General features: G+C 63.7%; 16 protein-coding genes and 1 pseudogene. 8 read left to right on the top strand and 9 right to left on the bottom strand.

Annotated features, from left to right (window positions below):
- Positions 1–54: 54 nt before the first annotated feature.
- Both M1248_RS12500 and M1248_RS12495 read right to left on the bottom strand, forming a co-directional pair.
- Entirely contained in the window at positions 55–249 is a 195-nt protein-coding gene (locus M1248_RS12500) for a ferredoxin (protein ID WP_317148517.1), read from the bottom strand.
- On the bottom strand, positions 246–1,439 hold the full coding sequence (locus M1248_RS12495) for a cytochrome P450 (RefSeq protein WP_317148516.1): 1,194 nt from the start codon (positions 1,437–1,439) through the stop codon (positions 246–248). The genes M1248_RS12500 and M1248_RS12495 overlap by 4 nt, the downstream gene beginning before the upstream one ends.
- Positions 1,440–1,712: 273 nt before the next feature.
- Between M1248_RS12495 and M1248_RS12490 the strand changes: the two genes are divergently transcribed.
- Complete coding sequence (locus M1248_RS12490) at positions 1,713–2,762, top strand: spirocyclase AveC family protein (protein WP_317148515.1); 1,050 nt, start codon at positions 1,713–1,715, stop codon at positions 2,760–2,762.
- A gap of 150 nt (positions 2,763–2,912) precedes the next feature.
- Here M1248_RS12490 and M1248_RS12485 read toward each other — a convergent pair whose 3' ends face one another.
- Complete coding sequence (locus tag M1248_RS12485; protein WP_317148514.1) at positions 2,913–3,503, bottom strand: TetR family transcriptional regulator; 591 nt, start codon at positions 3,501–3,503, stop codon at positions 2,913–2,915.
- Positions 3,504–3,640: 137 nt separating this feature from the next.
- On the opposite strand from M1248_RS12485, the gene M1248_RS12480 reads away from it, so the two are divergent.
- Positions 3,641–4,819 (top strand): cytochrome P450, encoded by a 1,179-nt coding sequence (locus M1248_RS12480; RefSeq protein WP_317148513.1) that lies wholly within the window; start codon positions 3,641–3,643, stop codon positions 4,817–4,819.
- Between the two features lie 91 nt (positions 4,820–4,910).
- Here the strand turns inward: M1248_RS12480 and M1248_RS12475 are convergent, their stop codons facing one another.
- Positions 4,911–5,831, bottom strand: coding sequence for a TIGR03619 family F420-dependent LLM class oxidoreductase (locus tag M1248_RS12475; RefSeq protein ID WP_317148512.1), 921 nt, complete (start codon positions 5,829–5,831; stop codon positions 4,911–4,913).
- A 182-nt stretch (positions 5,832–6,013) separates the two neighbouring features.
- Here M1248_RS12475 and M1248_RS12470 point away from each other — a divergent pair, with 182 nt between their 5' ends.
- On the top strand, positions 6,014–6,826 hold the full coding sequence (locus M1248_RS12470; protein WP_317148511.1) for an SDR family oxidoreductase: 813 nt from the start codon (positions 6,014–6,016) through the stop codon (positions 6,824–6,826).
- On the opposite strand, the gene M1248_RS12465 is transcribed toward M1248_RS12470, so the two are convergent.
- Both M1248_RS12465 and M1248_RS12460 read right to left on the bottom strand, forming a co-directional pair.
- On the bottom strand, positions 6,823–7,944 hold the full coding sequence (locus M1248_RS12465; protein WP_317148510.1) for a phosphotransferase: 1,122 nt from the start codon (positions 7,942–7,944) through the stop codon (positions 6,823–6,825). The genes M1248_RS12470 and M1248_RS12465 overlap by 4 nt on opposite strands.
- A gap of 367 nt (positions 7,945–8,311) precedes the next feature.
- Positions 8,312–8,995 (bottom strand): annotated as a pseudogene (locus M1248_RS12460) (Crp/Fnr family transcriptional regulator); the annotation flags it as partial.
- A 167-nt stretch (positions 8,996–9,162) separates the two neighbouring features.
- Here M1248_RS12460 and M1248_RS12455 point away from each other — a divergent pair.
- From M1248_RS12455 to M1248_RS12435, 5 genes are read left to right on the top strand one after another with little or no spacing between them, the layout of a single operon-like run.
- Complete coding sequence (locus M1248_RS12455) at positions 9,163–9,528, top strand: DUF4286 family protein (RefSeq protein WP_317148509.1); 366 nt, start codon at positions 9,163–9,165, stop codon at positions 9,526–9,528.
- Positions 9,528–10,136 (top strand): nitroreductase family protein, encoded by a 609-nt coding sequence (locus M1248_RS12450; protein WP_317148508.1) that lies wholly within the window; start codon positions 9,528–9,530, stop codon positions 10,134–10,136. Before M1248_RS12455 ends, M1248_RS12450 begins: the two co-directional genes overlap by 1 nt.
- 28 nt (positions 10,137–10,164) lie before the next feature.
- Positions 10,165–12,315, top strand: coding sequence for an acyl-CoA dehydrogenase (locus M1248_RS12445; RefSeq protein ID WP_317148507.1), 2,151 nt, complete (start codon positions 10,165–10,167; stop codon positions 12,313–12,315).
- 16 nt (positions 12,316–12,331) lie between these two features.
- Positions 12,332–13,468, top strand: coding sequence for a thiolase C-terminal domain-containing protein (locus M1248_RS12440; RefSeq protein WP_317148506.1), 1,137 nt, complete (start codon positions 12,332–12,334; stop codon positions 13,466–13,468).
- Positions 13,465–13,884: a Zn-ribbon domain-containing OB-fold protein gene (locus tag M1248_RS12435; RefSeq protein WP_317148505.1), complete on the top strand. Its 420-nt coding sequence runs from the start codon at positions 13,465–13,467 to the stop codon at positions 13,882–13,884. Before M1248_RS12440 ends, M1248_RS12435 begins: the two co-directional genes overlap by 4 nt.
- Here the strand turns inward: M1248_RS12435 and M1248_RS12430 are convergent.
- Genes M1248_RS12430 through M1248_RS12420 form a run of 3 tightly spaced genes read right to left on the bottom strand, consistent with a single transcriptional unit; the run spans position 13,881 to position 16,332 of the window.
- Positions 13,881–15,002, bottom strand: a complete 1,122-nt coding sequence (locus tag M1248_RS12430) for a phosphotransferase (RefSeq protein ID WP_317148504.1) — start codon at positions 15,000–15,002, stop codon at positions 13,881–13,883. The two genes, M1248_RS12435 and M1248_RS12430, sit on opposite strands and share 4 nt — an antisense overlap.
- 56 nt (positions 15,003–15,058) lie before the next feature.
- Positions 15,059–15,514 (bottom strand): Zn-ribbon domain-containing OB-fold protein, encoded by a 456-nt coding sequence (locus tag M1248_RS12425; RefSeq protein ID WP_317148503.1) that lies wholly within the window; start codon positions 15,512–15,514, stop codon positions 15,059–15,061.
- A complete protein-coding gene (locus M1248_RS12420) occupies positions 15,511–16,332 on the bottom strand; it encodes an SDR family NAD(P)-dependent oxidoreductase (RefSeq protein WP_317148502.1) in 822 nt (273 codons plus the stop codon). The genes M1248_RS12425 and M1248_RS12420 overlap by 4 nt, the downstream gene beginning before the upstream one ends.
- Positions 16,333–16,362 lie beyond the last annotated feature (30 nt).

Genomic DNA, 16,362 nt, shown 5'->3' with positions numbered 1-16,362 from the left:
GTTCTGCGTCGGTTGCGGTCAGGCGGATGCATGGCCCTGATGCAGAAAATGTTGCTAGTCCACGACGGATATCGCGCCCTCAGGGCAGTTGGCGGCGCCGTTGCGCGCCTGCTCGACGTACTCTTGCGGCACCTCGCCGTTCCCGATCACGTGGCCGTAGCCCTCGTCGTCATCGGTGAATACGTTGGGCGCCAATGCATAACACATGCCGTGGCCCATGCACTTGTCGCCGTCGACCGTGGCTCTCAACCGGCACCGCCTCCCTCGATCGTCAGGTGGAGGGAGTCCAGTCCGACGGTGCCCCGCGGCCAATGCACCCGCGGTGTCGTTCCCGGCGTGATGTGGTAATTCGGGATCCGCTTGTGCCATTCCTCGTAGAGCACCTGCATTTCCAGCCGCGCGAGGTGTGAGCCCAGGCAACGATGTACACCCATGCCGAAGGAGACGTGCCGGTTCTCCGTGCGGTGGAAGTCGATCTCAAAGGGGTGGGGAAACTGTTGCTCGTCCCGATTGGCGACGGCCAGGTAGCTGGTGATCCGGCTGCCCTCTGGCAGGGTGTGACCGGCGACCGTCACCTCCTTGGTGCTCACCCTGGGAATAAAGGGCGCCGGGGGGTCCAGCCGCAGTAGCTCTTCCATCGCGGCCGGCACCAACGATGGGTCTTCTACGATTTCCCGGCGCCTGTCTGGATTCTCGACCAGGCGCTGCATTCCGAATCCCAGCGAATCCATCACCGTGTCGAGACCGGCGAGCACGAACAGGAAGCACAACCCGATCGCCTCTTCATCGGAAAGAGCATCTGGTGGTTCGATGCTCAGCACCTGACTGAGCACGTCGTCTCCTGGGGTGCCGCGCCGCTTCTGAATCGTCTCGCTGAGGTACATGAAAAGTTCGAGCGCCTTCTGCATACCCTCTTGAGCCGCTTCATCGTCCGACGTCTGGCCCTCGGCCGCACTGAGGTTCAGCACGGCGTCCTTCCACTCGATGAATTGGTCACGCATCTCGAGTGGCAGTCCGAATAGTGTGAGGAAGACCTGGATTGGGAACTTGGCAGCGACTTCGGCGATGAATTCGCATTCTCCGCGCTGCACGATCGGGTCGATCAACTCGACGACCTGCGTACGCAGGCCGGGCTCGAGCGGCTTGATCACCCGCGGGCTGAAGAACGGCTGCAGTATTCGACGGTAACGAGTCTGCTCGGGAGGATCGAACGCGATGGGCACCAACGGGACTGGGCTGGCAAGGATGTCGAACGCGCGCTTCGATGAGAACGCCGCCGGATCTTTGAGGATCAGTTCCACCACGTCTCGATGCGTAGCCGCGTAGCCACCCTCGACTTCGACGACGGGGTGCTCGTTCATCTGTCGCCAGGCGTCGTCGCGGGCCTCCGGCATCGGGAGGTCGTCAGTGGAAACCTTGGGCAGTGCGTCGGTGGTCAATCCCGTCCTCGATTTCTACTCGGCGCGCGGGCGTTCTCACTGTGACCGCGGATACAGCTAGAAGTTTGCCATTAGCGTCAGATATAGACAACACCCCCTCACGTGCGCTCCTGGTATCTCGTCGCCATAAATAACCTTTCAGCTGCTATTTAACAGGCTCGACACCGTTCTGAAATTAGTAGACAGTCACGTCAGACATCCGCGGACCGTTGACAACTATGACAGTGAACTGCCATCTTTGTGGGCACCCGAACGCCGAAGGAGACGTCACAAATGACCGACCTCAGAAATCCCGATCGGGTCGCCGGAGCCGGACCGGGGTCGCCCGCGCCGACAGAGATCAAAACGCTTCGGCCGGTGCTGTTTTGGTCGACTGTCGGGGCGGTCTGCATCGCCTTCGCCGCGTTTGTCTATCTTTCCTGGATCTTGTCGGGGAACGCCACGCCGGTGGGTCCCGGCCCCGACCCGATCCCCGGCGGCACTCAGGTCGCGATGATCGTATTCCAGATCGCCTGCCCCATCCTGGCGCTGATCGCGATTGTTTACGTCATACGGAAGAGCCTGCGCGAACGTACGCTTTGCGTGGAGGCCGCCGTGGTGATCGGATCCGCGATCGCATGGTGGCACGACCCCCTGATCAACTGGTTCCAGCCGGTTCTGTTCTACAACGCCGGCCTGGTCAACTTCGCCAACTGGATGGAGAACGTTCCCGGATCGCTCAGCCCGGGAAGCCGGTTCATGGTCGAGCCGGTGCTGATGATCGGGATGATCTACATCTGGATGCCGCTGGCCATGGGCAAGGTCGCGAAGTGGGGGATGGGGCGTGCGCGGCACCGCTGGCCGACGCTCGGGCCCGTCCGCACTTTCTGCGCCGGTTGGCTTTCGGTGTACGCCATCGAGTTCCCGCTCGAGATATTCGCCGTGCACCACGGTCTGGTCGCCTATCCAGCGTCGATTCCCAGCGTCACGTTGTGGGCGGGGCAGACGGTGCAAATACCGCTCTACGGCCCCATCCTGTGGTCGCTCGTGCTGACATCGAGTGGCGCCCTGATGTTCTTTCGCAACCGGAACGGCCAGATCCGCGTCGAGGGCGGCATAGAAACGCTGCACTGGGCGGGAACGAAGACCAAGGCGCTGCTGCGGGTGCTGGCGGTGACGGGCTTCTATCACGTCGTAGCCATCGGGGTGTACGACCTGCCGGTGAACATCGCGGGCTTCTACGCCGGGCCCACCGACACCTATCCGAGCTACCTGCGCACGCAGTACTGCGGGCCGGACACGCCTCGGCCGTGCCCCGACGGAACGCTGTTCGACGATCACTAGTGTCGTGAGTCGCCATCTCTGCGGCAGTACCTTTCTCGCGCCGCGACTGAGCGCGGGCAAAGTGCGAGAAACCCTATGCGCAACTTCAGTTTCGCGGTTCTCGTGGCTGAACCATCAGCGCTGATCCAACAACTGACGGCCCGTCGCGCGCTACTTCAACACCGACGGCAGCGCCGCGAACTCCTGCCGAATAAGGTCGTCCAGCCCGCGATTTGGGGTCGACAACCACTGATTGAGGGCTCGCTCGACGAGAAGCATTCCCACCGACGCCAGCAGCTGGCATTCGCTGTCGGGAGAGGGAAGCCGACGGCGTGCGGCAATAACCTTGGCGACCGTCTCCGCGTTGGCCTCGTGGTTCTTGCGCTCGCGGCCAATCAGCACCAGCGACGAGGCGACGGCCTCGTGATACTGCGCGATCCTGCGGCGGATGCGTTTCAGGCCGGGCGCGAGCAGTGCGAACGAGTTGACCATGGCTTCGTAGTCGGATAGTTCGTCGGGCTGGGCCAGGTAGACCCCGCTGACGGCGTCGATGAAGTCGTATTCGCCAAAGAACAGCACCGACTCCTTGGTCGGAAAGTAGCGGAAGAAGGTCCGCGGCGACACGCCCGCGCTCTCAGCGATCTGGTCGGTGGTCGTCTCGTCATAGCCGTTGGCGCTGAACAGATTCAGCGCGGCCTCCAACAGTGCGATGCGCATCTTGTCGGCATGCTCGCCCCGCGGTGAGCGGTCGCCCCGTGCCATCACGTCACCTCCTCGACCGGATCGGGTGTCCCGACAGTACAGCCGTGGTGAGTCGCGCCACATCGTTGACACCCACGAAATACACGACAATACTTTCGCACATATGACAGTCTACTGTCATAGGAGGGATTCAATTCATGACAGAGCTCGATATCGCTGGCACTGTGAACATCAACGATCTACCCTTTGCGACGGACCGCTCCCGCGCATGGCGGGAGCTGCGCGCCGAGGGTGAGGCGGTGGCCTCAGGCGAGGAGATCGTCCTGACCAGCGCCGAGGCGGTTGAGTTCGCGGCGAAGAAGCCCGAGGTCTTCTCCTCGGCACGGGCCTTCGACCGCCTCGGCAGTCCGGTTCCGCTCGTTCCGATCGCCATCGATCCGCCGGACCACACCAGGTTCCGCCGCCTGCTGGATCCGTTCTTCAGCCCCAAGAAGATGGCGGAGCGCGAGCCCGAGTTGCGCAGGCAGGCGGGCGAACTGATCGACGCGATCGTGTCCAGAGGCGAGTGCGACGTGGTTCCGGATCTGGCTACGCCATTTCCCTCGCAGGTCTTCTTGACGCTGTTCGGGCTGCCGATGGCCGATCGGGACAGGCTTGTGCAGTGGAAGGACTCGATCCTCGAGTTCACCGACCCGAGCAGCGCGGAGGCGACGCCAGAGGTGCTCGCCCACGCGATGGAACTCTTCACCTACCTGACCGAACACATCGCAGAGCGGCGCGCCGACACCACGGGCAGCGACATGCTCACGCAGCTGATGCAGAACACCGATGACGGTGGGATGTCTGACAACGAGATCCTCGGGCTGTGTTTCATGTTCGTGCTCGCCGGCCTCGACACCGTGACCTCAGCCGTGGGATTCTCGCTGGCGAAACTGGCGGGTGATGTCGACCTGCGTCATCGAATCAGCAACGACTTCACGCTCATTCCGGCGTACATCGAGGAAATATTGCGTGTCGACGGACCCGTTCCGTTCGCTCCTCGCGTTACTACCGAGGAGATCGAAGTCGCGGGCAGGGTGGTGCCCAAGGACACGACGGTCATGCTCAGCTACGGCAGCGCCGACCGCGATCCGCGTCGTTACTCCGACGCAGACAACGTCCATCTGGACAGCAAGGCAGTACATTTCGCATTCGGGCGTGGACCGCATAGGTGCCTGGGCTCTCATCTGGCGCGCTTGGAGCTGCGACTCATTCTCGAGGAGTGGCACACTCGCATCCCGGAGTACAGTTTGGCCGACGGCAAGGAACCGCAGATGCCCTGGCCTACCGGCACGATGGGACTCAAATCGGTCCCGCTGACATTCAAGCCTCAGTAGAACTGTCTGCCGACTGTGCCGTTCCGTACGCAACACGCCGCTCTTGGCGTACGAAACGGCACAGTCGATTCACGACCTTCTCGCGCAAGCGCTAGTCCACCTTGGGAATGACCTCTTCCGCGACCCAGGCCATGTGGTCGAGGTAGGCGTTGAAGTCGTCCAGCGGCGGCGGATTGACCCACGTGTCGGTGACGCCGTACTCGGCCAACATGTTGCAATTGTCGATCACCTGCTGAGCGCTCTGGCCGAACTGAGCATTGGGATCGTCGACGATTGCGTGCTCCTGGCCAATGGACAGCATGGCGAGGCTGTAGAAGACTGAGAAGGGCCGGTCCTCGAACCCGGGTTGCGACCGCAGGTAATCCAGCTTCGCCGGCAGCTCGTCGGGTTTGGTCAGCCACGGTGCCCAGCCATCGCCGAAGCGCGCGGCGCGTCGCAGCACGGCGTCGGCGTCGCCCCCCATCCAGATGACGGGATGCGGTTGGCGAATCGGCTTGGGGCCGAACGCGATGTCATCGAACTTCACGAATTCGCCGTCGAAACTCGGTGTGTCGCTGTGCCACAGCTCGAACATCGCGGCCAGCGACTCATCGACCACACGGCCGCGCTTGTTGAAGGGCACACCGATGGCGTCGAACTCGTCTTTGAGCCAGCCGACGCCCACGGTGACCTGCGCGCGACCACCGCTGAGCCAGTCCAACGTGGCGATCTGTTTGGCGGCGACGATCGGGTTGTGCAGCGGAAGAATCGTCACCATCGACCCGATGGTGATCGTCGACGTCGCTCCCGCGATGAAGGCTTGGGCGGTGGTCGCGTCGAAGTAGTGATTGCCGGACAACTCCACGTGGGACGTCGGGGTGAAGAAGTGCTCGGGCAGGAAGACCATCGAGTAGCCCAGCTCCTCGGCGCGGTTCGCGACGTTGGCGATGTCCCGTCCGCCCAGGTCGTGTTCCCACGGTTGGGTGATCGCCGCGACGTGCATGCAGTTGGGCAGATAAACAGCGAATCTCATTGCCAGCCTCTCCCTATTCGGAGTCGTAGATGTTCCAGGGGCGCGTGTGGTCGGCGACCGTAGCGGCTATGTGACTTCAGAAGGTATGACAGTCGACTGTCAGAGTCAACGGTGGCGCCGGTAGAATCGGTCATCGCGCGATCCGAATTCGCCCAATGACCGCACCGCAACCAAGGAGCACCTTGAAAATCCGCGACAAGGTCTTCGTCGTCACCGGCGGGGCAAATGGGATGGGCCGACACGTAGCGCTATCGCTCGTCGACAAGGGGGCGCGGGTGGCCGCGGTCGACGTCGACGAAGCGGGCTTGAAAGAGACTGTGGCTCTTGGCGGTCCGCGATCCGACAAGATCTCCACGCATGTGCTCGATGTCGTCGATCGATCGGCCACCCGGGCACTCCCCGACGCTGTCGTGGCGGCCCACGGCGCCGTCGACGGACTGGTCAACGTGGCCGGCATCATCCATCGTTTCGCAAGGCTCAACGAGCTGGAGTTCGACGAGATCGAACGGGTGCTGAACATCAACCTCTACGGCGTGCTGAACGTGACAAAAGCGTTCCTGCCGCATCTACTGAAGCGTCCGACGGCGCACATCACCATCGTGTCGAGCATGGCGTCGTATGCCCCGGTGCCTGGTCAGGTGATCTACGGCGCGTCCAAGGGGGCGGTCAAAATGCTTGCGGAGGGCCTGAATTCCGAACTACGCGGCACCGATATACGCGTGAGCGTTGTGTTCCCCGGAGCCGTCAGAACGGACATCGCGGTCAATTCGGGCGCGATGACCCCGCAGGAAAACGAAGCCACGGCGAACACCATGCGGATGTTGCCGCCGCCGGTGGCCGCTGCCAAGATCGTCCGCGGCATCGAGAAGAATTCCTACCGGGTCTTCGCGGGGTTCGACGCGTTTGTGCTTGACAAGCTGAGCCGGGTGGCGCCGCTGCTGGCCGCGAGGCTGATCTGGAGGCAGATGCGGGACGTGCTGCCGCCGGCGCGCTAAGAGGCGAGGAGCTTGCCCGTGCCCAGATCCGAGTAGGCCTCGGCGAAACGGCCGAGCACCGCGGTGACGATATCCACCGAGTACATCTGATCCGGCGTGATGGCCCACATACAGAAACCCCACGCCGGGCTCTCGCGGTAGGCGGTCCACATCTGCTCGCGATCGGGCGCCGACGTCACGCCCGCGTCCAGCAGCCGTCCGCGGTAGTTGTCAAGCAGTTCCCGCTCGTGTGCGCGACGGAGGTCCGGTGGCAGAGCGCCAATGAGTGAATAGCCGACATCGTGCGACCACGACCCGCGCCGAACCAGTTGCCAGTCGAGGACGCCCATTCGGCCGTCGGGAAGCGCGTATGTGTTGCGCGGATGTGGATCACCGTGCAACAGCGTGAGCGGGTCACGGGAGACCTGCTCCTGCAGCTTCCAGAATGCCGCTTCCATGGTGTCCGCATCCGTACCTGCGGCGTCGAGCTGCGCTTTCTTGTGCGGATGATCGAGGAAGGCGCGGATGATCGCGAACCCACTGGCGCGCAGGAACTCGGCGAACCCCCCGGTGAGGGGGTGCTGCAGCCAGGACAGGTCGCCCCCTCTGGTCAGTCGCCGGCTGCCCCAAAAGGGGGCGTGCACCTGGCTCAGGGTGCACAACAGCTCGTCGACCTGCTCTACCGAAAGTCCGGCGACGGCATCGGGAACCTGAGCTCCGCGCAACGAAATGTCTTCGCCGACAATGATGAACTGCGACGGGCCGTCCAGATGATCGGCGAAGTACGTCGTCATCGTCTCGACGGTCAGATCGGCGCGAAGGTCGCGGTAGAAACGGGTCTCGTCATCGAGGAGGACGGTCCCGCCGCCGCCCTCCGACAGCTCCACATCGACAGCGTCGGGCAGGTCGTGCACCGTGCTCAACTGGGTCTTGAGGAAGAGGTTGCGCGGCAGTCGAGTGGCGGGGTCGGCGTACTCCACGTCGAGATGTACGTGAGATGTGGTGCCCTGCCAGGTGTGTCGCACCGCGACGCCGGTGACCTCCACCCCGGGGTCACTGCGGCGCAACAACGACGTCAGCACTTCGGGAGTGACGTCATTTGCAGAGCGCAGTGTGATGCACAGGTCCTGGCTGGCCATCGTAATCCTCGTCGTTGAGCGGGCTTGACCGTGTCACACCAACGACACGCTCGTTTACTATGACAGCTGACTGTCATAGTGACGCACGGTAGCACCGACCGACGTCAAGAGTGTGGGACTTCTCGGACCAATCCGAGGGAATGGCGGCGTGGGTGGATGTGGATCCAGTTATCCGCCTGATCGACTGGGACAGCGGAGCCGCAGAGGAATGGCCACGGCAGCACCATCACGGACCGATCGGCTGACGGCGTGGTCGTGTGCGCGGTGACAAGCGTCCGATGTTGTGCATCAATTGAACCGGCGGCTGCGCCGTGGGCCGCCCAGCTTTCTCCTCTCCGACGCGCGAAGTGGCTGGTCCATCCCCAGTACGCCGGGTCAGTTTCGCGAAGTCGTGGATCACCACACTCTTGCCCGCGACGACGATCCACCCACGTTGGACGAAGTCGGCGAGCACCTTGTTCACCGTCTCACGTGAGGCACCGACCAGCTGCGCGAGTTCCTCCTGGGTCAGGCCGTGCGCCACGCGTACCGCCGCGCCCTCCGGTTCGCCGAACCGGTGTGCCAGCAGCAGGAGTTGCTTGGCAACTCGACCGGGTACATCGGTGAAAATCATGTCCGACAATGCGTCCTGGGTGCGGCGCAGTCGACGGGCGAGCACCTGCAGCAACTGCTCACCGATCTGTGGCCAGTCCGCGATCCACGACCGCAACGCCGTGCGGTCCATCGACATCGTTTGCACCGCTGACACTGCGGTCGCGGTCGATGTTCGCGGGCCGGGATCGAAAATCGACAGCTCACCGAACATGTCAGAGGGGCCCATGATGGCCAGCAGGCTCTCGCGGCCATCGTCCATCCGTCGGCCGATCTTCACTTTGCCGTCGATAACGATGAACAACCGATCACCCGGGTCCCCCTGGGTGAAAACCTTGTGCCCCCGCGGAAAATGCACAGGCCGTAGGTTGGCGATCAGCGACGACACGGCCTCCGGTTCGACCCCTTGGAAGATCCCGGCCCTGGTCAAGATGGCGTGGGCATTCGGAGACAGGGGCATCGCAGTCCTTCAGTTCCGTCCAGGGCCACCCCCGGAGTATTATAGCTATAACTATTTAGCTATATGGATCTGATGATGGCAAGCGAGCACTGACGACGCTCGTTGACTATGACAGTCGACTGTCATACTGTCGCGGTAGCACCAGCCGACGTGAAAGGCGTGTCACCATGGCCCAAAACCTCTTCATTGCGTTGACCAACCCGATCGAGGGCGAGGACGACGCCTTCAACAAGTGGTACGACACCCAGCATGTGCCCGAGGTTCTCGACGTCCCCGGTGTCGTCTCGGCCCAGCGATACGACATCGTGGACCTGCCGGTCCCCGACGATCCGGATCTGCCTGCCCAGCTCCCGCCGCCGACGCACCGTTACATGGTGATCTACGAGCTGGAACAGGAGCCCGAAGTCGTCATGGGTGAGTTCCTCAAGCGGGTCATGGCGGGCACGCTGACACTGGGCGAATGGCTGGACCTGACCACCGTGGCGCTCAATGGCTGGACACCCCGCGGCGAACGCGTGGTGGCAGGGTCATAATGGGCGAACTGTTGACCGTCATGCGCGCGCAGCGCGCGTGCCGGCGATTCGATCCTGACGGCAAGGTTCTCGACGCCGACGTGGAGCGCATTCTCGAGTCCGCCGTGCACGCGCCGAGCGCCGAGAACACCCAGCCGTGGTCGTTCGTCGTTGTCCGAAACGAGGACACCAGAGCCCAACTGGCCGGCTGGTGGACCGAGACGTGGAACGCAGGGGGCGGCGACTTCATCCGCCAGAGCGTCGACGACAAGGCGCTGGTGGCCGACCTCGAATATGGCTTCAACCGAGGCGGATTCGCTGCGGCACCGGTGGTCGTCGTGGTCTGCGCCGACACCGAACGAGTGCCGGAGATCTACGCGCCCTCCTCGATATATCCCGCGGTGCAGAATCTCCTTCTTGCCGCGGCCGACCTGGGTTATGCGTCCTGCTTGACGACTGGGCTCACCACCTTCGGCATCGACCGGGTCCGCGAGAAGCTTCAGCTGCCTGACACGTTGCTGCCCATGGCCGCGGTCTACCTCGGCAAGTCGGCCAGAAAGCTGTCGCCGCCACGTCGTCGTCCTGCCGTCTCGGTGACGTACCGCGAGCAGTTCGGCAAATCCTGGTGACAACCGTGACGAGAACGGAGCGCCGCCAATGGCGTTGGCAATAACCGAGGACCACGGCGCGCTTGCCGACGTCGCTAACGCGATGGTCGCAGGACGCTCCGGCACGGCGGGTGCCCGCCGCATTCTGCTCGAGCCGAAGTCGGAGGACCGGTGGTGGCTTGACGACGGCCTGTGGAAGGAGATCGTCTCCACTGGTTGGCTCGGCCTGCATGTCGACGGTCGGTTCGGTGGCGAGGGGTACGGATTGCCGGAGTTGGCGATCGTACTGGAGCAACTCGGCCGCGCCGCTATCGGAGGGCCGTTTCTGCCGACGGTTGCGGCTTCGGCGGTCATCGCCGAAATTGGGACCGACGAACAGCGCCAGCGATGGCTGCCGGGGTTGACGTCTGGTGACATTGTGGCCGGCATCGGCGCGACCAGCGATGTGACACAGTCGGATTCGGTTGTCAATGTGGGTTCGGTCGCCGCGCTGGCGGAACCGGCCGCGGACATCTTCCTGATACCGGTCGGCGAGGATCTGGTGCTGGTCGAGGCGGGGAACGGCCTCACGACACGACGTATCGACTCCGTGGACCAGGTCATGCAACCGATTACTGTGCTGGAGTTGTCGTCGGCCCCGGTTGCCGATCTCTTTGCCGGCGGCGCAGCGTCCGCCGCACGGATCGTCCGGCTACTGGCCGCTGCGGAGGCGGCCGGCGGCCTTGCCGCCTGCACCGAGATGGCGACGGCGTATGCGTCGACACGCGAACAGTTCGGGCGCCCCATCGGCTCGTTTCAGGCCGTCAAGCACCATTGCGCGAACATGTTGGTCGACACGGAACTGGCGGTGGCCGTCACGTGGGATGCCGCGCGCGCCAACCCTTCCGAGGCCGAGCTGGCCGCGACGATGGCGGCGGCATACGCGCTGCCGGCCTATCAGCGCGTAGCGTTGCAGAACGTGCAGGTGCATGGCGGCATCGGCTATACCTGGGAGCACGACGCCCACCTTTTTGTCCGGCGTGCCACGGTGCTGCTGGCGTTCGCGGGTGGACAGGAGGCGTTGCGCGACAAAGTGACTGAACTTCAGATGGGCGGTCAACGACGTCACCACTCGGTCGAACTGCCGCCCGAGGCCGAGCAGTATCGCAGGGCCGCAGAGGAATTCCGGGCCGAGCTGCGGCGCACCGACGCCTCCGAACAGCAGAAGCTGTGGGCACGTAGCGGATACCTCCAGCCGCATTGGCCGAAGCCTTACGGCAGGGGCGCCGACTCCGTCGAACAGTTGATCATCGAGGAAGTGCTCGCCGGACTCGAGAAGCCCAGTCTCGGACTGGGCGAGTGGGTGGTGCCTACTCTGCTGCAGCACGGCAGCGACGAGCAAATCGAGCGCCTGATGTGGCCCAGTCTCGAGGGCGAGTTGCGCTGGTGTCAGCTATTCAGTGAGCCGGGTGCGGGCTCGGATGCGGCGGCGGTCGCCACCAAGGCCAAGAAGGTCGACGGTGGTTGGTCGGTGACGGGGCAGAAGGTGTGGACCAGCGACGCGATGAACTGTCAGCGTGGCCTGGCCACGGTACGTACGGATCCGAATGCGCCCAAACACAAAGGCATCACCGCAATGGTCATCGACCTTGCCGACCCGAGAGTTCGGGTCCAGCCGCTCACCGAGATCACCGGCGAGACGTTGTTCAATGAGGTGTTCTTCGACGATGCCTTCGTGCCGGACCACGACGTTATCGGGGCGGTGAACGCCGGCTGGACCGTCGCGATGGCGACGCTCGGCAACGAGCGGGTATCGATCGGCGGCGGATCGGTGACGATGACCGCCGATGCGTTGCTCGAGTTGCTGGCGCGTCACCGGGCGGACGACGGTGGTCTGACTCGCGATGTCGGTGCTCTGCTCACCGAAGCGTATGCCGCTGGGGCACTCAACGTTCGGCAGGCAGCCCGCGCTGTGTTCGATACCGGGCCCGGTATCGAGGGCAACGTCGCAAAATTGTTCGGTGCCGAGCATGCCCAACGCGTCGCAGAGCTGGCGCTGCGCATCGCGGGGCCGGCCGTGCTCACCGGAGGCGAAGGACAAGTATTGCACGACTATCTGTTCAGCCGCTGCCTCACCATCGCTGGCGGGACGTCAGAGGTCGTCAGGAATCTCATCGCCGAGCGCATTCTCGGGCTGCCCCGAGAACCGATTGTCAAGTAGATCAGAGAGGCACCAAATGACCTGTGCCGTAGTAGGAATCGGTCGCACAACGTACTCGCGAAGTTCCGGTCGTACCACCCGCGCCATGGCGGTGGCCGCGTGCCGGGATGCGCTCGATGACGCCGGACTGACGCCGGCCGACGTCGACGGCATCTGCACCTACATGGCCAACGACTCCGAGCAGCCGATCTACGTGGGATGGGCGCTCGGTATCGACGAACTGTCCTGGGCGAACTCGATGTACGGCGGCGGCAACCTGGTAGCCGACCAGATCGCCACCGCGGCCGCCGTCATCGAGGCCGGCATGTGCAAGGCCGTCCTGGTGTATCGGTCGCTCAACGGCCGATCAGGGTACCGGTTCGGCCACATCGAAGGCCCGATGCACGTGCAGCATCACGACCAGTTCGACACCGCGTCGGGTTTCATGGTTCCGCCGCAGTGGTTCGCCATGTGGGCTCGTCGCCACCAGCACGAGTACGGCTCCACCTGTGAGGATCTCGGCCAGATCGCCATCACCCAACGCGCCCACGCGGGACCCAACGAGCACGCCCTGCGGCGCGAACCGCTGACGTTGGACGACTATCTGGCGGCCCGTTGGATCAACGAACCGTTCCGGGTCCTGGACTGTACCTCGGAGGTTGACGGCGCCGTGGCGATCCTGATCACCGGGGAGGACATCGCGCGCAACTGTAAGCAGCCGCCCATGTGGCTGGTCGGATCGTCGAACTCTCAAGGCGGTGCCGGATGGACCGAATGGGATGATCCAACCGAAATGTATTCGCGCACTGCGGGTCCGAAGATCTGGGAGCGCACGGGGCTCACGCCGGCCGATATGGACGTCGCCTGCATGTACGACTGCTTCACCTACACCGTGATGGCGACGATGGAGGGCTTCGGCTTCTGCGAAAAGGGTGAAGTGGGAAAGTTCTTTGCGACGGGCCGGGCCACTTACGGTGGAGACGTCGTCGTCAATCCGCACGGTGGGCTGTTGTCCGAGGGCTACATTCACGGACTCAACCACCATTACGAGGCGGCGCTGCAACTGCGCCACTCTGCGGGCGTCCGTCAGGTCGACGACGCGCAGCTGGCACTGGTCACCGCCGGCGGTGGCCCGTTCGGCGGCGCGAATGTATACAGCCGGGAGAAGCCATGACCAATCCTGCTCTGCTGCCACCAGTTCCGGTTCCCGACCCTGACACCGCGCCGTACTGGGAGGGGCTTCAGAACGGCAAGCTGCTGCTGTGCCGCTGTGACGACACCGGCAAGTGGATTCACCCGCCGCTGGAGCGCAGCCGATACACCGGCGGTCCCGTGCATTTCGAGGCAGTCAGCGGAAAGGGCACCGTCTTCAGTTACATCGTGGTTCGCCAGGCGTTGGTGCCGGGCCGAATGCCGCCCTACGTCGTCGGGCTGATCGAACTGGACGAGCAGCCGGGGTTGCGGATCAACGCGGTCATCGATTGCGACCCTGCGGATGTCCGCGTCGGCCAGGAGGTCACTCTACGGATAGCCGACCTCGGAGACAGCGGCTACCGCATCCCCGAATTCGTCATCAAGGATTCTGCCTAGGAGCGCAAAAGCGCGTGAGTGCCGAGATCTGAATAGGCTTCGGCGAACCGACCCATGATGGCGCCCACGAGCTCTTCCGAGTACATCTGCTCGGGGGCGATGGCCCACAGGCAGAATCCCCAGGCGGGGCTCTCGCGGTAGCCAATCCACATCTGCTCGCGGTCGGGCACCGATGTCAGTCCGGTGTCGAGCAGCCGGCCGCGGTAATTGTCCAGAAGTTCGCGTTCATGCTCACGGCGAAGATCTGGCGGCAGCGCCGAGATCAGCGCATAGCCGACGTCGTGCGACCACGCACCGCGGCGAATCAGTTGCCAGTCAAGGACGCCCACGCGGCCATCGGGCAGCGCATAGGTATTGCGCGGGTGAGGATCACCGTGCAGGAGGGTCAGCGGTCCACGTGCTACCCGCTCTTGCAAGGACCAGAACGACGCTTCGATTCCGTCGATGTCGGTGCCGGTGGCCTTCAAAATCGGTTGCTTGTATGGCGCCTGGACAAGCGTGCGGATGATCGCGAAGCCGTTGGTGCGCAGGAACTCTGCGAACCCTCCGGTGAGCGGACCTTGAAGCCAGGACAGGTCACCCCCGTCGTTCAGACGCGGGCTGGCCCAGTGCGCGGCATGCACCCGACTCAAGGTTGTCAGCAGCTGATCGACCTGCTCGACCGAAAGTCCCACCACCGCATCGGGAACCTGCGCACCACGAAGCGTGATGTCCTCACCGAGGATCATGAACTGCGCGGGACCGTCCACATGTTCGGCGAAATAGGTCGTCATGGTCTCGACGTCGAGGTCTGCACGTAGGTCCCGGTAGAACCTCGTCTCGTCGTCGTAGAGCGCCGCCCCGGTGCCGCCTTCGGACAACTCCGCGTCGAAGTCCTCCGGTAGGTCGTGCACGGTGTTCAGCTGAGTCTTCACGAACAGCCGCCGCGGCAGTCGGGTGTCAGGATCGGCATATTCCACATCGAGGTGCAGGTGCGAGGTGGTGCCCTGCCAGGTGCGGCGCACGACCACATCGGTGACCGTGACGTCGGCATCGTGTAGACGGAGAAGCGCTGTCAATACGTCCGGGGTGATGTCGTCCGCGGAGCGCAAAGGAACGGGCAGTGCTGGGCTGGCCATGAGCAATCCTCGTCGACGAACTCACATTTGACAGTCAACTGTCATACTATCAGCGCTCAAGGCACGGCAGGACGGAACAGCGGAAGCCACACCCGGCTATCGTCTTCACCCGCTAGCGCCGGCCAGTCTTCGAAGAACACCTCGACCGGCAAGCCGACGTGGATGTCATCCGCGGATACGTCGACAACGTTGGTGATGAGCCGGACGTCGGGCTCGTCTGCGAGTTCGACCATCGCGACGATGTACGGCGGATCGAGCCCGGGTATCCATGGCTGCCGGTTGATGGTGTAGGCCGCAACGGTGGCCTGGCCGGACACGGGTTCTGGTGCCACGTCATTGCTTCGACAGCGCCAACACGCCGGTCCGGGCGGATGGAAGAAGCGCCCGCAGCCGTGACAGCGGTTGATCAACAGCTGCCCGTTGCGTCCGCCTGTCCAGAAGGCCTTCGATTCGGGTGTCGGGCTGGGAGCAAGCCGGGTTTGGGGTCTGACGTATATAGAGTCGGTCGTCATGAGGAGCTCTCCTGCCAATCGCAGCCGGTCAGTTCCGCGGACAGTTCCCACAGCCTGCGCGCGGTCTCTGGATCACGTGCATGTGCCGCGAGCTTTGTCGGTTTCGGCCTACCCCATTGATGGAAAAGCCCACGGGGTGCGATGTACGTCCCGCTCGGCAGATCGGTGCTGACTGCCTGGATGGTGGAGCGGGCACCGTCGGCGGGGCTTTGGGCGATGCGCGGGGATAGAGTGCGGCCGGCCCACCGCAGCAGTTTGGAGCCGTCGCGGGTGATTTCGGTGGCGGTCATGCCGGGATCGGACGCGTAAGCGGTCCGGCCCCGCCGCGCCAGCTCCTGCACGAAAAGAATGTTCGCCAGCTTGGATTCTCCGTACGCCGACCAAGGGTTGTAGCGGCGGGTGTGCCAATTGAGATCGTCGAAGTGCATCCGGGCCAGGGCGTGGTTGCTGCTGGCGACCGTAACGACACGATTGCGTATCCGGTCACCGAGCAGGCACGTCAGCGCGAAGTGGCCGAGGTGGTTAGTCCCCATGTGTGCCTCAAAGCCGTCGGCGGTACGACCGAGGGGCAGGCCAAGGACACCGGCGTTGTTGACCAGGACATCGACATGGTCGATCGTGTCGGCGAACTTGCGGACGCTTCCGAGGTCGGCAAGGTCCAGTTCGGCCACGTCGACATTTCCGTTGATGGAGGCTGCCGCCTCGTGCCCCTTGCTCAGGGTTCGGCACGCGATCACCACGTCGTGGCCTGCCGCGGCCAGTGCTGTTGCTGTCGCCTTACCCACGCCGCTATTGCCGCCGGTGACGATGATGCGCACCTGTTTGGGCTCCCTCCGGACTACGCGATT

This window comes from Mycobacterium sp. 29Ha (assembly GCF_032883055.1).
In the GTDB taxonomy this organism is placed as follows: Bacteria; Actinomycetota; Actinomycetes; order Mycobacteriales; family Mycobacteriaceae; genus Mycobacterium; species Mycobacterium gallinarum.
Note: the sequence above shows the minus strand (reverse complement) of the source record. Positions and strands in the feature narration are given on the sequence as shown.

Bases quoted from the DNA above. Each gene is read 5' to 3' on its own strand.
- M1248_RS12425 (WP_317148503.1), bottom strand. From the start codon at position 15,514: ATGACGACCGACTCTATATACGTCAGACCCCAAACCCGGCTTGCTCCC.
- M1248_RS12475 (WP_317148512.1), bottom strand. From the start codon at position 5,831: ATGAGATTCGCTGTTTATCTGCCCAACTGCATGCACGTCGCGGCGATC.
- M1248_RS12450 (WP_317148508.1), top strand. From the start codon at position 9,528: ATGGGCGAACTGTTGACCGTCATGCGCGCGCAGCGCGCGTGCCGGCGA.
- M1248_RS12435 (WP_317148505.1), top strand. From the start codon at position 13,465: ATGACCAATCCTGCTCTGCTGCCACCAGTTCCGGTTCCCGACCCTGAC.
- M1248_RS12455 (WP_317148509.1), top strand. From the start codon at position 9,163: ATGGCCCAAAACCTCTTCATTGCGTTGACCAACCCGATCGAGGGCGAG.
- M1248_RS12465 (WP_317148510.1), bottom strand. From the start codon at position 7,944: ATGGCCAGCCAGGACCTGTGCATCACACTGCGCTCTGCAAATGACGTC.
- M1248_RS12490 (WP_317148515.1), top strand. From the start codon at position 1,713: ATGACCGACCTCAGAAATCCCGATCGGGTCGCCGGAGCCGGACCGGGG.
- M1248_RS12445 (WP_317148507.1), top strand. From the start codon at position 10,165: ATGGCGTTGGCAATAACCGAGGACCACGGCGCGCTTGCCGACGTCGCT.
- M1248_RS12485 (WP_317148514.1), bottom strand. From the start codon at position 3,503: ATGGCACGGGGCGACCGCTCACCGCGGGGCGAGCATGCCGACAAGATG.
- M1248_RS12480 (WP_317148513.1), top strand. From the start codon at position 3,641: ATGACAGAGCTCGATATCGCTGGCACTGTGAACATCAACGATCTACCC.
- M1248_RS12440 (WP_317148506.1), top strand. From the start codon at position 12,332: ATGACCTGTGCCGTAGTAGGAATCGGTCGCACAACGTACTCGCGAAGT.
- M1248_RS12430 (WP_317148504.1), bottom strand. From the start codon at position 15,002: ATGGCCAGCCCAGCACTGCCCGTTCCTTTGCGCTCCGCGGACGACATC.